This is a genomic window from Succinivibrio dextrinosolvens DSM 3072, from assembly GCF_900167015.1.
GTDB lineage: Bacteria > Pseudomonadota > Gammaproteobacteria > Enterobacterales > Succinivibrionaceae > Succinivibrio > Succinivibrio dextrinosolvens.
Window position 1 is genome coordinate 1 of the sequence record NZ_FUXX01000053.1, and the last position, 15749, is coordinate 15749.

Annotated in this window: 15 protein-coding genes; 2 read left to right on the forward strand and 13 right to left on the reverse strand. The window is 42.2% G+C overall.

Annotated features, from left to right (window positions below):
• Positions 1-279, forward strand: a 279-nt coding sequence (locus B5D46_RS12220) for a hypothetical protein (RefSeq protein ID WP_078929441.1), incomplete at its 5' end; no start/stop codon positions are given.
• Between the two features lie 90 nt (positions 280-369).
• On the opposite strand, the gene nqrF is transcribed toward B5D46_RS12220, so the two are convergent.
• The 13 genes from nqrF to pheS all read right to left on the reverse strand — a co-directional run bounded on the left by nqrF (position 370) and on the right by pheS (position 15152).
• Positions 370-1596, reverse strand: a complete 1227-nt coding sequence (gene nqrF, locus B5D46_RS10655; RefSeq protein WP_078929442.1) for an NADH:ubiquinone reductase (Na(+)-transporting) subunit F — start codon at positions 1594-1596, stop codon at positions 370-372.
• A 9-nt stretch (positions 1597-1605) separates the two neighbouring features.
• A complete protein-coding gene (gene nqrE, locus B5D46_RS10660) occupies positions 1606-2205 on the reverse strand; it encodes an NADH:ubiquinone reductase (Na(+)-transporting) subunit E (RefSeq protein WP_078929443.1) in 600 nt (199 codons plus the stop codon).
• 2 nt (positions 2206-2207) lie between these two features.
• Positions 2208-2864, reverse strand: a complete 657-nt coding sequence (locus B5D46_RS10665; RefSeq protein ID WP_031491364.1) for an NADH:ubiquinone reductase (Na(+)-transporting) subunit D — start codon at positions 2862-2864, stop codon at positions 2208-2210.
• A complete protein-coding gene (locus B5D46_RS10670) occupies positions 2857-3648 on the reverse strand; it encodes a Na(+)-translocating NADH-quinone reductase subunit C (protein ID WP_078929444.1) in 792 nt (263 codons plus the stop codon). The genes B5D46_RS10665 and B5D46_RS10670 overlap by 8 nt, the downstream gene beginning before the upstream one ends.
• Entirely contained in the window at positions 3635-4885 is a 1251-nt protein-coding gene (locus B5D46_RS10675; protein WP_078929445.1) for an NADH:ubiquinone reductase (Na(+)-transporting) subunit B, read from the reverse strand. The genes B5D46_RS10670 and B5D46_RS10675 overlap by 14 nt, the downstream gene beginning before the upstream one ends.
• Before the next feature lie 3 nt (positions 4886-4888).
• Positions 4889-6247 (reverse strand): Na(+)-translocating NADH-quinone reductase subunit A, encoded by a 1359-nt coding sequence (locus B5D46_RS10680; RefSeq protein WP_078929446.1) that lies wholly within the window; start codon positions 6245-6247, stop codon positions 4889-4891.
• Between the two features lie 699 nt (positions 6248-6946).
• Positions 6947-8218, reverse strand: coding sequence for an AmpG family muropeptide MFS transporter (locus tag B5D46_RS10685; protein WP_234973842.1), 1272 nt, complete (start codon positions 8216-8218; stop codon positions 6947-6949).
• Between the two features lie 15 nt (positions 8219-8233).
• Entirely contained in the window at positions 8234-8722 is a 489-nt protein-coding gene (locus B5D46_RS10690) for a YajQ family cyclic di-GMP-binding protein (RefSeq protein ID WP_031491369.1), read from the reverse strand.
• Positions 8723-8724: 2 nt separating this feature from the next.
• Entirely contained in the window at positions 8725-10599 is a 1875-nt protein-coding gene (dxs, locus tag B5D46_RS10695; protein WP_200805056.1) for a 1-deoxy-D-xylulose-5-phosphate synthase, read from the reverse strand.
• Positions 10600-10605: 6 nt separating this feature from the next.
• Positions 10606-11493 carry a (2E,6E)-farnesyl diphosphate synthase gene (gene ispA / locus B5D46_RS10700; RefSeq protein ID WP_078929448.1) on the reverse strand — a complete coding sequence of 296 codons (888 nt, stop codon included), beginning with the start codon at positions 11491-11493 and terminating at the stop codon, positions 10606-10608.
• Positions 11494-11502: 9 nt separating this feature from the next.
• Positions 11503-11754 (reverse strand): exodeoxyribonuclease VII small subunit, encoded by a 252-nt coding sequence (xseB, locus tag B5D46_RS10705; RefSeq protein WP_051639266.1) that lies wholly within the window; start codon positions 11752-11754, stop codon positions 11503-11505.
• A 12-nt stretch (positions 11755-11766) separates the two neighbouring features.
• Positions 11767-14145 carry a phenylalanine--tRNA ligase subunit beta gene (pheT, locus tag B5D46_RS10710; protein WP_078929449.1) on the reverse strand — a complete coding sequence of 793 codons (2379 nt, stop codon included), beginning with the start codon at positions 14143-14145 and terminating at the stop codon, positions 11767-11769.
• A gap of 23 nt (positions 14146-14168) precedes the next feature.
• Positions 14169-15152, reverse strand: a complete 984-nt coding sequence (gene pheS / locus B5D46_RS10715; RefSeq protein ID WP_078929450.1) for a phenylalanine--tRNA ligase subunit alpha — start codon at positions 15150-15152, stop codon at positions 14169-14171.
• Between the two features lie 328 nt (positions 15153-15480).
• On the opposite strand from pheS, the gene B5D46_RS10720 reads away from it, so the two are divergent.
• Positions 15481-15738 (forward strand): transposase family protein, encoded by a 258-nt coding sequence (locus B5D46_RS10720; protein WP_078929057.1) that lies wholly within the window; start codon positions 15481-15483, stop codon positions 15736-15738.
• Positions 15739-15749 lie beyond the last annotated feature (11 nt).

A 15749-nucleotide genomic window follows, 5' to 3' on the forward strand; every position in this document is an offset into this window, starting at 1 on the left:
GCCAGCAAAAAAGGAATGCAGCTTCCTTATGATTCTGACAACAAACTTCTGGCTATGCTTGATTCGATTGAACAGACTGTATTCAGAAATGGTGCTTATTATTCAGAAGTTACCGGTGTTCAGAAAGAGCTTTTGAATGCTTTAGATATTCCTCTGCCAACACCTGAACCATATGGAAAAGTCGGTAAAGAGGAAGAAGACGTAGATGAGGATGATGACATCAGATCTCTTGATGAACTGGAGATCGTTTTAAACAAGCTCGAGGCTCAGGCAAAATAAAGGCAGGAGTTTTAGTCCTGCCTCTACTAGAAACCTAAACATATAAAAATTAACAAAGTTTAGGATATTGCTTTACAGCAACTGTGATTATTAACCACCGAAGTTATCAAATAAGATATTCTCGTCTTCAACACCCAGTGAATGTAACATATCAACAGCTGATTTAGACATCATTGGAGGTCCGCACATGTAGTACTCACAATCCTCAGGATTCTTGTGATCACGTAAGTACTGCTCATACAGAACGTTAGCAATAAAGCCTGTTAAGCCAGTCCAGTGATCTTCTGGCTGTGGATCAGACAGAGCTAAATGCCATGTGAAGTTTGGATGTTCCTTAGCTAACTGGTCAAACTCGTCAGCATAGAAAACTTCGTTTAATGAACGTGCACCATACCAGAATGAAATCTTGCGCTTTGAATTCAATCTCTTTAACTGATCGAAAATGTGTGAACGCATAGGAGCCATACCAGCACCACCACCGATGAATACCATTTCATTGTCGGTATCGCGAGCGAAGAACTCACCGAATGGACCTGAAATAGTAACCTTATCACCAGGCTTCAAGCTCCAGATGTATGAAGACATGATTCCTGGAGGAGCAGATGGATTGCTGAATGGAGGTGTAGCAATACGAACATTCAACATGATCAGACCTTTCTCACCTGGGTAGTTTGCCATTGAGTAAGCTCTGATAGTTGGAGTATCAACCTTTGAAACCAGCTTATCGAAACCAAAGTGTTTGAAAGCACCGATGAACTGAGGCTCAATATCGAAATCTGCATACTTAACAGTATGAGCAGGTGCTTCGATCTGAATATAACCACCAGCACGGAATGGAACTTCCTCACCCTCTGGAATACGTAAGCGCAGCTCTTTAATGAAGGTAGCAACGTTGTGGTTAGAAATAACCTCACATTCCCACTTCTTAACACCGAATACCTCAGGAGGTAGAGCAATCTTACAGTCATTCTTAACTGTAACCTGACATGCTAAACGCCAGCCTTCCCTAATCTCCTTCTTTGAGAAGTGAGAATACTCAATAGGAAGAACGTTACCGCCACCTTCTGTAACTCTTACTTTACACTGACCGCAAGCACCACGACCACCACAAGCAGAAGAAACGAAAATGCCCTTCTCTGATAGATCGTTTAGAAGCTTACCGCCTGCTGGACACTTCATGTCCAGTTTTGGATCGTCATTAACACCAATGGTGATGTCACCTGACTGAACCAGGAACTTTCTTGCAACAAGAATCAATGCTACCAGGATAACAACGATAGCAACGAACATTGCAACACCAGAAACGATAGTAAACATGAATCCCCCTTATAACTGAATACCAGAGAAGGACATGAAGGCAACAGCCATCAGACCTGCTGTGATAAAGGTTAGAGGTAATCCACGCAGACCACCTGGTGCATTAGCATACTTCAGCTTCTCGTTAATAGCAGCTAAGATGATAATTGCAAGTGCCCATGAGGAACCAGAACCTAAAGCGTATACAACTGACTCGGTGAAGGTATATTCACGCTGTACCATGAAGGATACACCAGCGAAGATAACGCAGTTTACGGTAATCAGAGGAAGGAAGATACCTAGAGCAGCGTACAGTGAAGGTACGTATTTATCCAGGAAGATTTCCAGAATCTGAACCAGAGCTGCAATAACACCGATGTAGGTAATGAAGCTTAGGAATGAAAGATCAAGACCAACAACAAGTGCATCTGGCTTTAGGATGTAAGTGTTGATTAAGTTATTAACAGGAACTGCTAACAGCTGAACCATAATAACGGCTGCACCTAAACCTGCAGATGTGGTAACTTTCTTGGAAACAGCCAAGAAGGTACACATACCCAGGAAGAATGCCAGAGCCATGTTTTCAATGAAAACACTCTTAATAAAGAGGGATAGATAATGTTCTAACATTATTAGTAATCCTCCCTGTGAGTATCGTACTCAAGAGGTTCCTGAAGATCTTTACGGAATGACTTAACACCCCAGATTAGAAGACCTAGTAGGAAGAATGAGCATGGTGGCATTACTAATAGTCCGCATGGAACATACCAGCCTCCGTTATTAACGGACTCTAATACGGTCATACCAAACCAAGTGCCAGCACCGAATAATTCACGGATAGTTGCAACAACGCATAGAACCAGCATGTAGCCTAAACCATTTCCTAGACCATCAAGCAGTGATGGAAGTGGAGCTGACTTAAGAGCGAAACCTTCGGTTCTACCCATAACGATACAGTTGGTAATAATCAAACCAACATAAACTGATAACTGTTTTGACAGATCGTAAGCAAATGCCTTTAAGATCTGGTCAACCAGAATAACCAGTGATGCAATAACTGTCATCTGAGCAATAATACGTACTGAGTTAGGGATGTAATTGCGTACGATTGAAATAGCCAGGTTAGCTAATGAACATACAGCAGTTACAGATAAACCCATAACAAAAGCAGTCTTCATGCTAGAGGTAACAGCTAGAGAAGAACAGATACCTAAGATCTGAATCATTACAGGGTTATTTGCAATGATTGGAGTTAGGAATATCTCCTTTAGACTTGGACCCTTACTCATTTACAATGATCTCCCCTTTGCTTAGTTTCTCTAAGAATGGTTTGTAAGCATCACCCAACCAGAAAGCTGCAGTTTTATCTACGCCAACTGAAGTTAAGGTTGCACCTGACAGAGCATCAATTTCATGATTCTTATCAGCGGCATTCTTAACGATGTGGAACTTATACTCGCCGTTCTCGTTGGTTAACTTCTTATCAACCCATAAAGCCTGCCAGCGTGGGTTATCGATCTCACCACCTAGACCTGGGGTCTCACCATGTGAGTAGAAGGTAACACCTAGAATGGTGTTAGCATCAACAGGAGATAGTGCAACATAACCATATACGGTAGACCATAGAGCCTGACCATAGAAAGGAAGAATTACACGAGCAACTTTGCCGTTTTCATCCTTTGCGAAGTATACAGGCATGTACTTAGCGCGGCTTAAGATACCTGCAACGTCACGGTCCTTAGGAATCTTAACTGATGAATCTGGCTTCTTAGCTAGTGAAGCGAAGTTGTAGCCCTCAATCTGAGAAGCAGGAACAACGTCATCAGCCAGAGAACCGGTTTCAACATCAATCAGATGTGATTCGATATGCTCTTTGAAGGTCTTGGCAACAGAGCCTTTAACCTCAAAGCCAGAAACCTTCAGAATATTTACCTGACGGTCATTTGCAACAGCAGCAGCCTTGAATGGATCTAATGCTACAACAGCAGATGAAACTAGCACTGAGCATACCAAGCAGAAGGTAACAATGATAACAAAGGTACCTAATACTGAGTCTTTATTAAGCTTTGACACGGGCAGCTCTCCTCTTAATATCGCGTGAAGTTGCTAGGTAGTCGAATAAAGGAGCCCAGCAGTTAGCGAACAGAATAGCAAGCATCATACCTTCTGGATAAGCTGGATTTACGGTACGGATTAGGATAACCATAACACCAATCAGTACACCGAATGCCCACTTACCTTTGTTGGTGAATGAGCTTGATACAGGATCGGTTGCCATAAATACAGTACCAAAGGCAAAACCACCTAGAACAGCGTGCCATGCAAATGGCATTGAGAACATGTTATTGGTTACTGAACCAATTGAGTTAAACAATGTAGCTGTTAGGAATGCGCCAATAAGGATACCAGCCATAATACGGAATGAAGCAACACCGGTTGCAAGGATGATAGCAGCACCAACAAGAATCATTGCTGTTGAACCTTCACCGATTGAACCAGGGATATTACCTAGGAATGCATCCATCCAGTTGATTGCATTACCAGCTGCGTCAACAAGAGCCTTCTCACCGCCTGAAGCCCACTGAGCCAGAGGAGTTGCTCCTGAGAAACCGTCTACTGGAACCCAGCAGTTGGTACCAGAAATTGATGCAGGATATGCGAAGAATAGGAAAGCACGACCGCATAGAGCAGGGTTTACGAAGTTTCTACCAGTACCACCGAATACTTCTTTACCGATTAGAACACCGAAAGAAATACCTAAAGCAGCCTGCCATAATGGCATGGTTGGTGGAACAACTAGAGCGAACACGATAGAAGTTACGAAGAAACCTTCGTTAATTTCATGGTGACGAACTAGACAGAATAGAACTTCCCAGAAAGCACCTACAGCGAATACAACGATGTAAATTGGCAGGAAGTAAACTGCACCAATTACCATCTTTGAATATAGACCAGCGTCTGCACCTAGAGAAGCACCGAATAACTGTGCTAATGCATAGTGCCAGTCAGCGCTGATTAGGCTGTAGCTCTGTGAAACGATATCCATAGCATTTGGCAGAGAGGCAATAGCAGTTACTGTCTGATTACCAATGTTATAGAAACCCCAGAACATAGCAGGGAAAACTGCGAACCAAACGATAATCATGATACGCTTGAATTCAGCGAAATCACGAACGTGAGTTCTGCCAGTTGTTACTCGGCCTGAACTGTATAGGAAAGTGAAAGTACCTTCATATAAAGGATAGAACCATGATAATAGTCCACCTTTAGTGAATAGAAGGGAGAATTTCTTTAATGCATCTAATAACACTTATTAACCCTCCACTTCGATCTTGGTTAAGCTTCTGCGAAGCAATGGACCGAAGTCATTTTTGCCTGGGCAAACATAAGTAGCCAATGCAATGTCTTCTTCAGAAAATTCAAGAATACCTAATAGCTTTGCCTGGTCGGTATCATTCATATCGATTGCTCTACATAACATAATTGCTTCTACATCATATGGAGCAAGAACCTTCTCGTAACAACCGATTGGAAGGATTGAACGAGGGCCACCATTTAAAGCGGTATTGAAAATATAAGAACTTGGTTTGATAAAGTTTGCAAGGAATGCGCGGGTTGCAGAGTGACGACGTGCACCTAGGCCCATCCAGTTTGCAAGGAAGAACTCATTGTTCTTGCCTTCTTCCAGAAGAGCGATTCCCTGATGATATCTACCCATGTATGCATAAGGACCAACTGCGATGTTACCCCAAAGCACAGTTCCAGAGATTACACGAACGCCTGAAGCTGAAGGAAGGATTTCATCTGCAACTAGTTCAGCAGTTGATGCACCCATTAGGGTCTTTACTAAACGAGGATTCTTAGCCTGAGGACCAGCAATTGAAATAACGCGAGCGTTATATAGTTCACCTTCAACGAACAGGTGACCAATTGCAATCACATCCTGATAGCCAATGTGCCATACAGTCTTGGTCTCTGAAACAGGGTCAAGATTGTGGATGTGAACACCAGCTAAACCAGCTGGATGCTGACCTACGAAGGTTTCCTCTTGTACATTTGGTACGTTTACAGAAGGAAGCTCATAAGCACCCTTACATACGTATACCTTGAAATCGCCTATGCGGCTTAATACCTTAAGACCATCAGCGAAAGCCTGAGCTTCAGCATCGATGATTACTTTAGGATCAGCAGCAAGAGGATTGGTATCCATAGCTGTTACGAAAATTGAATGAGGAAGTGAGCCGATAGCAGGTACCTTATCGTAAGGACGAGTACGGAATGCTGTCCACATACCAGACTCAACAAGCTCATCAATAACTTCTTTTGAGGACAGGCCTAACAGGTTTTCAGAGCTGGTTTTCTTAAACTCAACGCTTTCACCGTTAGGATCTACTTCAATTACTAAAGACTGGAAGGCACGACGCTCGCCTCTGTTAACAGCTACTACTGTACCTGCTGCAGGAGCGGTGAAACGTGTTCCAGGATTTTTCTTATCTTCAAAGAGAACCTGACCTTTCTTGACTTTCTGACCAGCTTCAACAGCCATTGATGGACGAAGACCAATGTAATCAGTGCCGATTAAAGCAACATGCTTTACCTGTGGTCCCTCATTCACCGACTGTTCAGGCTTGCCGCCAATAGGCAGATCCAATCCTTTTTTGATGTTAATCATAGACGGTTCCAATAAATTTAATTAAGGAGACTTATCCTAGTTACCTACATGCCAATGACACAAAAAAAACGATTTTTTCTATTAAAAAAAATCACATTTTCAATGCCGGCAAGTGTTTTCAATGATTTTAGCATTTATGGGACATGTTTTCCATTTTTGATACTAATAAAATAACTTTAAATCTTAAATGTTAGATTTAGGTCTAAAAGTGAAAACAATTTTCCTTTCCATGATTTTCACAAACAGAGTTCGCATTTATTCACTTTTTGCTTTTACTTTCTTTCACATGGACAGAAAAACAGGTCAAATTTCACTGAATATCTCGAAATAGAGTGAAAAACATCCGAAAAAAGTCGGTAGAATTACCGATCATTACTGGTGCGACTCCATTCATATCCATTCTCAAAAGCTGAACGATATTACAAAAGATATCGAAGATTTTATAGCAACACTAGAGAAAATGCTTCAGTTGTGCGATATGTGGATGGATAGAATCAATACCACTGCAGAGAATGACGAGAAAGAAAAAGAACTGACAAGATTATCCAGCATAGGAATGATGTCCTAGTAATTCAAAACGTTCCGTTCCGCTATGACTGAAAATTTTGAGTACTTAGAGAACATGCTTTGATACGGTTCAGAACTCTCGAGTTCAGACAACAAACACTCAGTGCATGTGAGTTACACCACAGATAGAAATTAGTCTGTGGTTTCAGAATTGAAAGGGGCCACCTTAAAGAGCAGAAGCATTCCAGGAATAGCTAGAACTGTACACAGGTAGAAGAAATTCTCCCATCCTAGAGATTCAACAAGGTAGCCGGTGGTAGCGTTGCAGAAAGTGCGTGGCACCGCGCTCAGAGAAGTAAGTAATGCAAACTGAGTTGCAGCATATGCCTTAGAGGTTTTGGCTGATATGAAGGCTACAAACGCAGCAGTTCCAAGACCTGCACCCAGATATTCAGCAATAATCACCGCAGCAAGCAGCCAGATTGAGGGAGATACATCACTCCCCTCCCCCACATGAGCTAAAAGAGCATAGCCCAGAATTGTAATCAGCTGACCAAATCCAAATACCCACAGAGCTTTATTGATTCCGATCTTAAGCATGATTACACCGCCGATGATACCACCGATAATCATCGACCAGATACCGCAGTTTTTAGCCACCAGACCTATAGTTAAAAGATCATAATGCATATCTATATAGAAAGGTGTAGCCAGAGCGGTTGCCATGGAATCACCTAGTTTGTAGCAGAACACAAACAGAATGACTAAAAGCAGAGATTTTAGGCCCTTGCGGGTAACAAACTCTCTGAAAGGTTCAACCACCGCCTCTCTTAGATTACGAGGTGCGTTAATGGACAGAGGCTCCTTTAAGAAAAAGGACAGTACCAGACAAGGCAGCATAAAGGAAGCGGTTATATAGAACACCATCTCCCAGGAAATAAACTCGGCAAGAATTAACGATAAACCAGCAGGGATCAGACTTGAAGCTCTGGATGCGGCAATAAACAGCGAAGTACCAAGTCCCAGCTCATTGTCAGCGAGAATTTCTCGTCTGTAGGCATCAATTACAATATCCTGTGTAGCAGAGCTGAAAGACAGGATAAGGGTAATAACCGCAATAACCATGGTCTGATTTTTTGCATCAAACAGACCGATTATAAAAATAGATGCAAAGACAAAGATCTGAGATAGGATTATCCATCCTCGACGTCTGCCGATACCAAAAGGATTGAATCTATCAACCAGAGGCGCCCAGACAAATTTCCAGGTATAAGGAAAAGATGCCAGAGAGAAAAGGCCGATTTCCTTTAAATCAACGCCTTCTTTTCTAAGATAAGCGCCGATAAGAGTCAGAACGACAAACAGAGGCATTCCCGAGGCAAATCCCAGACACAGACACAGGCCCATTTTTATGGAAAATATCTGGCGTAGTAGTGTCTTTCTTTCCTCTGATAGAATGCTCAATTTAATCTCTCTTAATTAGTCTCTGAAGTTTTCGTACTGTAAAGGCTGCTCAATCTTGCTTTCACGTACAAGAGCAATTGTTGCCTGCAGATCATCACGCTTCTTTCCGGTTACACGGATAATATCGTCATTGATTTTTGCATCAACCTTCAGCTTTGCATCCTTGATGATTTTGATAATCTTCTTGGCAAGCTCTTTATCGATACCTTCCTTGAAGGTCACATTCTGAATTGATTTCTTTCCTGAACGGGTGATTTCAGAAAACTCTGCAGCTGTAGCTTCAATATTACGCTTTACAAGCTTCATTCTCAGAATTTCGTCCATCTGCTGAACCTGAAATTCCTCATCAGCCTCGACCTTAACTGTATTCTTGGTTTTGTCAAAGTTGTAAGAAGCTTCAACTCCTCTGAAATCGTAGCGAGTCTGAAGTTCACGGTTTGCGTTGTCAACGGCATTCTGAACTTCGTCTTTTTTCAGCTTAGAAACAATATCAAATGATGGCATAGTTATCCTTCCATTAGATTTAGAATAGTCTTTTCAATATGAGAAACGTCAAGTCCCTGTTCAGAGAGAAGCTCTTCGCGCTTGCCTTCAGGAATAAACTCGTCGGCTAAACCAAGTGTTTTAACAGTGATATTTGAATTCTCATCGTGACAGATGCAGGCAACTTCCTGGCCGATACCGCCATGAACAACACCTTCCTCAACAGTAACAATATACTTGTGTGTTCTTGCCAGGTCTCTAATCTTATCCTCGTCAAGAGGCTTAACAAATCGCATATCCACAAGTGTCAGATCATGAAGCTCAGCAATATCGCGAAGTCTGTTAACAACTGAACCAAAGGCACAGATGGCAAGTTTCTTTCCCTGACGAACTGTCTTTGCTTTACCAATCTCAATGGTATCATCCAAAGCAATATCTGAGACATCCGTATCGTCAGCCCCTCTCTCATACCTGACCACACATGGGCGGTTAGACTTATAGCCTGTATTCAGCATCAGATATTGCTCGCGCAGATCAGATGGAGTCATGATTACAAGATTAGGAATGCAGCGCATAAAGGCAATATCAAACATTCCCTGGTGGGTTGGACCATCAGGACCTACAATTCCACCTCTGTCTACAGCAATCATGATTGGCAGATTCTGAATTGCGATATCATGAATCAGACCGTCATAGGCTCTCTGCAGGAAGGTTGAATAGATTGCAACCACGGGATGAAGTCCGCCTGCTGCAAGACCTGATGCAAAAATCATAGAATGCTGCTCGGCAATTCCAACATCATAGAACTGCTGAGGATATACCTTTGCAAACTCTTCCATGCCTGATCCTACAGGCATAGCAGGAGTTATACCGATAAGTTTCTTGTCAGAAGCTGCTCTCTTACACAGCCATCTGCCAAAACCTTCAGAATAGGTTACATGATCCTTGGAGATCTTAGATTCGATTCCGCGCTCAGGATCAAAAGAAGGAACTCCATGATATTTTGTCGGATCCTTTTCGGCAGGAGTATAGCCCTTGCCCTTCTTGGTTACGACATGAACCAGCTGTAGACCGCCAATTTTCTTTACATTCTGCAGAATTGAAACAAGCCCTTCAATATCATGACCATCAACAGGACCGATATAGTTGAAGCCCAGCTCTTCAAATAGAGTTCCAGGCATAATCATGCCCTTTACGTGCTCCTGAGCCTTTTCTGCAAGAGACTTGATACCAGGAAGATCAAGGTTTGAAAGAAGCTTCTTACCGCCTTCAACAAAATTTACATAGTATGGACTAGCTAGAATTGAAGCCAGATATTTGGAGATTGAGCCAACATTCTGAGAAATACTCATCTCGTTGTCGTTCAGGATTACGATAAGATCGACATCCTTGCATGAACCGGCACAGTTCATGGCCTCGTAGGAGGCTCCTCCAGACAGAGCTCCATCACCGATTACAGCAACAACCTTGTTATTTGTTTTCAGTTTTTTCTGAGCAATGGCCAGACCTAATGCTGAACCGATTGAAGTTGAAGCATGACCGGTTGAAATCAGATCATAATCAGTCTCACCTCTCCAGATGAAGGCATGCAGACCATGACGCTGACGTATGGTTTTGAGCTCTTCCTTATGACCGGTAAGAATCTTGTGAGGATATGACTGATGACCTACATCCCAGATGATCTTGTCATTTGGGGTATCGAAAACATAATGAAGAGCTGCGGTAAGCTCAACAACTGCAAGACCTGATGCCAGGTGACCTGCAGTCTTACTTACTGAATCGACAATGTATTTTCTGATTTCTGAACATAAGACATTCAGCTCACCAACAGGAAGCTTGCGCAGATCCGCTGGAGAGTGAATTTTATCAAGTAAAGGTGTAGATATAATCTCAGTCACGACGTTTTAATGATCTCTGTTTACAGTAAATAAAGCAAACTGCTTTAGCATTGAAGTATCAATCTTCAGTCTGGATAAGGCAGCAATGGCCTTATCAGCACACTCTGCTGCAAATTTCTTTGATTCTTCTAAGCCAAGTAATGATGGGTAGGTGCTCTTATCAAGACTGATATCTGCGCCCTGGGTCTTACCCATTACCGCGGTATCACCAATAACATCAAGAACATCATCCCAGACCTGGAAAGCAAGACCGGTCCAGGTTGCATACTCATCCAAAACTGCAATATCATCTTCACTTACATTATCACAGCTGTATGCGCCCATCAGGACAGCTGCTCTGATAAGGGCTCCGGTCTTTTTGGAATGAAGTAATCTTAACTGGTCGTAACTTAGTTTTTTTCCTTCAGAATCAAGATCAATCGCCTGTCCGCCACACATCCCTGAATAGCCGGCTTTAGAGGCTAGAATACGTGTTAGGTTTGCAACTGATTTGTCTGAAAAGCCTGATTTTTTATCAGAGAGGATTTCAAAAGCAAGAGTCTGTAGTGCATCTCCTGCCAGCAGAGCCAGAGTCTGTCCAAATTTAACATGAACAGTTTCATGACCACGTCTTAACTTGTCATTATCCATCTCTGGCATATCATCATGAATTAAGGAATAGGCATGAATACATTCAACCGCTGCGGCGGCATAATCAAGCTTATCCTGACTTTGACCTAAAGCCATGCCTGTTGCATATACCAAAAGAGGTCTGGCTCTTTTTCCTCCTAACAGAAGGCCGTACTGCATTGCGTCCTTTAAAGAAGCAGCATCATTATCAAAGCTGTTTAAATAACCTTCCATAAAGGAATTAATCCTTTTGGAAACTGATGCGGCAAAGTCTTTTAATTCCACTGATAATCCTTAGAATTCTGTTTCTGAACCTTGAGGTTCAAAATTCTCTAAAGAAATAGCCTCCTGGGCATTTTTCTTTGCAATCTGGATCCTCTGTGACAGAGAATCCAGAGACTGTTTACAGGAGACAGCCAACTCCATACCACGACTGTAAACAGCAATTGCTTCATCAATTGGAAGCTTGCCATCCTCAAGCTGGACGGTAAGTTTTTCTAATTCTGAAAGTTTTTCCTCTAAAGAGGTCATCTGTTTATCAGCCATGTATTTTTCCTATTATGAACGAAGTACTGCGCCTAATTTCTTAGATGCTTCATCAATGATTCTGTTAGCCAGTGAATCAACCTCAGTATCCTCTAAAGTACGCTCTAGAGCCTGAGCAATAACACCAACTGCTACAGAACGCTTATCACCTAATGAAGCGTCCTCGAATACGTCGAAGATGGTTACATCTTTTACTATATTACCGCCAACCTCGTAAATTAGATCAGTTAATGCAGAAACTGCAACTGACTTCTCAATTACGAAAGCAAAATCACGGCGTACGCTTGGGAATTTTGAAATTGGCTCATAAACAGGAATTGCACGGGTTGCAACTGCAGCTCTTTCAATCTCAAACACACCAACGGCCTGCTTAAAGCCTAAAGCCTTCTGAGCTAAAGGATGAAGCATACCGACAAAACCAATCTTCTTGCCATTCTTAAGAATGTCAGCACCCTGGCCTGGGTGTAAACACTTCTCAGTAGTACGAACGAAAGAAATATCCTTGGTATCAACGTTTAATGAAAGCAGATTCTCAACATCACCCTTTACATCAAAGAAGTCAACACTGCGGTTCTTCTCGTGCCAGTTTTCATCGTGAATATCACCGAAACTGATGCCAGCAATCATAGCTTCCTGTCTTACACCGTTCTCTGCAGACTCATCGATAATATAGCGAAGGCCCTGCTCGAACAGACGAACTTTACGCTGCTGACGATTTACATTGTATTTTGCAACAATGCAAAGACCTGCAAGCAGGCTAGTACGCATTGCTGACAGTTCAGGTGAAATAGGAGTATTCAGCATTAAAGGCTTGATATCAGAGAACTCTGATAAAACCTTAGGATCGGTAAATGAATAGGTAATGGCCTCATTGTAGCCGATATCGCAAAGAACCTTCTTGATGTCGCGGTCTTCAACAACTTCCTCTTTCTCGTGAACCATGTACAGATCACTTACAGGAGTTGCATTAGGAATATTGTTGTAGCCGTAGATTCTTGCAACTTCCTCAATCAGATCTTCCTCGATTTCAATATCGAATCTGAATGAAGGTGATACACAGACAAAGCCACCGTCAATCTTCTTAGGACTTAACTCAAGGTTATCAAGAATCTTGAATACGGTATCAGCATCAATAGCAACACCTAAAACCTTCTCAAGCTTTGAAAGTCTTAAGGTAATTTCCTTGTACTTAGGAAGATTATCTTCTGATACAACCTCATTTAGAGGACCAGCCTGACCGCCTGCAATTTCAATTAGAAGTGCAGTTGCGCGCTCCATTGCGCGAGCCTGGTTCATTGGATCAACGCCACGCTCAAAACGGTGTGAAGCATCGGTGTTCAGACCATACTGACGAGCTCTGCCCTTGATTGCATCTGCAGAGAAGTAAGCTGACTCTAAAAGAACATCAGTGGTATTCTCATCAATACCTGAGTTCAGACCGCCGAAAATACCAGCCATAGCAACAGGACCGGTTGAATCAGCAATAATCAGAGTATTGTCTTTAAGCTTAACTTCCTCACCTGAAAGAACTGTCATTGGCTCGTCCTTATGAGCCTTGCGAACAACAATCTTGTCGTGAATCTTGTTTAAATCGAATGAGTGAAGTGGCTGGCTGTACTCAAGCATTACATAGTTTGTAACGTCTACGATTGGAGATACAGAACGGATACCGCAGCGACGAAGTCTTTCAACCATCCAAAGAGGAGATTTAGCCTTCTGATTAACACCGCGAACCACACGTGAAATATAGCGTGGACTTGCTTCCTTATCTTCAACTTCTACAGTGAAGATATCATTGATTGTTGGTGCAACCTTCTCAACCTTTGGATACTCGAACTTCTTGCCAAGCAGTACAGCAATCTCACGGGCAATACCGCTCATGCCAAGACAGTCAGGACGGTTTGAAGTCAGATCAACATCAATAGCCTTGTCGTTCAGCTTAAAGTACTCACGGATATCCATTCCTAATGGAGCATCCTCAGGAAGCTCAACAATACCGTTTGACTCCTCTGACATGCCAAGTTCCTTGTATGAACATAGCATACCGTTTGACTCAACACCGCGAAGCTTAGCCTTTTTGATGGTAATGCCGTTTACGTGGGCTCCGATTAGAGATGCGCAAACCTTTAGACCTTCACGGCAGTTTGGAGCACCGCAGACAATCTGGAATACCTGACCGTTACCTACATCAACCTTGGTTACATGCATGTGGTCTGAATCAGGATGTGGAACACACTCTAATACCTTACCAACAACGATATTATCGAAATTGTCAGCAACATCATTTACAGAATCAACCTCAAGACCTGCCATGGTAATCATGTCAGACAGCTGCTCTGCGTCCAGGTCATTCTTGACCCACTCATCAATCCATAATTTATTGAAAATCATTTTTATCTATCCAAACTTAGGTATTAGGCAAACTGCTTTAAGAAACGAAGGTCATTTTCAAAGAATGCGCGCAGGTCATTTACACCGTAACGCAGCATGGTCAGACGCTCAACGCCCATACCAAATGCATAGCCGACATATTTGTCAGTGTCGATACCAACATTCTTTAATACATTTGGATGAACCATTCCGCAACCTAAAACCTCTAGCCACTTGCCGCCCTTACGACGAAGGTCAACCTCTGCTGAAGGCTCTGTAAATGGGAAGAATGAAGGACGGAAACGGACCTCAAGTTCTTCCTCGAAGAATTTTAACAGGAACTCATGCAGCACGCCCTTAAGCTCAGCAAATGAGGTGTGCTCTTCAACAAGCAGACCTTCAACCTGATGGAACATTGGGGTATGGGTCATGTCATAGTCGTTTCTGTAAACACGGCCAGGAGCAATGATTCTGATAGGAGGCTTCTGAGTCTCCATGGTACGAACCTGTACAGATGAAGTCTGTGAACGTAACAGCAGACCGTTCTCAACAGAGAAGGTATCCTGTGAAGATCTTGCAGGATGATTTGGTGGAAGATTCAGAGCATCAAAGTTATGATAGTCATCTTCAATCTCAGGACCGCCTACAACGCTAAAGCCCATAGAACCGAAGATTTCCTTGATTCTCTGGATGGTTCTGCTGATTGGATGCTCATTGCCAAGCTCAATCTTGCGACCAGGCAGAGTAATATCAACAGTTTCATTTGAAAGCTTGGTCTCTAAAAGAGCCTTTTCAATCTGAGACTTCTTGGTTTCGATTGCATCAATAACGGCCTGACGAGCTTCATTGATGATAGCGCCTCTCTGAGGTCTTTCCTCTGCAGAAAGCTTACCAAGCTCACGCATAAAGGCTGTAAATTCACCTTTTTTTCCAAGGAAATTTGTTTTTACAGCTTCTAATTCCTGTAAATCTTTAGCATTATTTGCTGCGTTTATGCCATTTAATTTGGCCTGTTCTAAATTGTCCATTGATATATACCAGTATCCAAAAGGACTTCTATGTCCAAAACAAAATAATAGATAACCGTGTATTATCGCATTTTTATGACATAAACGGAAATTTTAATATTGAGAATAAAAAAAGTGCATCAAAATGCACTTTAATCGGATGGGGTATGGATGGATAAACAAAAATCCCTACAGTTTCTTTTGGGAAACTGCAGCAGTTAAAAAAGGTTCTTCAGTAAAACTGTGGCTTATGAAAAACTTCTAGTGAATATTAGAAAATAAATTAAACAAAAAAGGGCATTTTCTCTTAAGATAAAAAAGCACAACAACACTTAAGAAGGAAACGCCCATGTCTTGTATTGTATCTGATTTTTTATCTAAAAACTTCTTTCCTGGCTTCAAGATTACAAATATTTCTTTTTCTGAAGTGTCTGACAGGGATATTACTATTGAGCTGGAACCAAAAGAACCTCCAGTCTGTCCACACTGTGGAAGTCATAACGTGGTTGTTCACGAATACAGAGAGAGAGTCATCAAAGATGAAAAGCTGCTAGGCTGTTTCGTTACTCTTGTAATCACCTACCGTACAATCAAATGCAATTACTGAATGATGTGGTG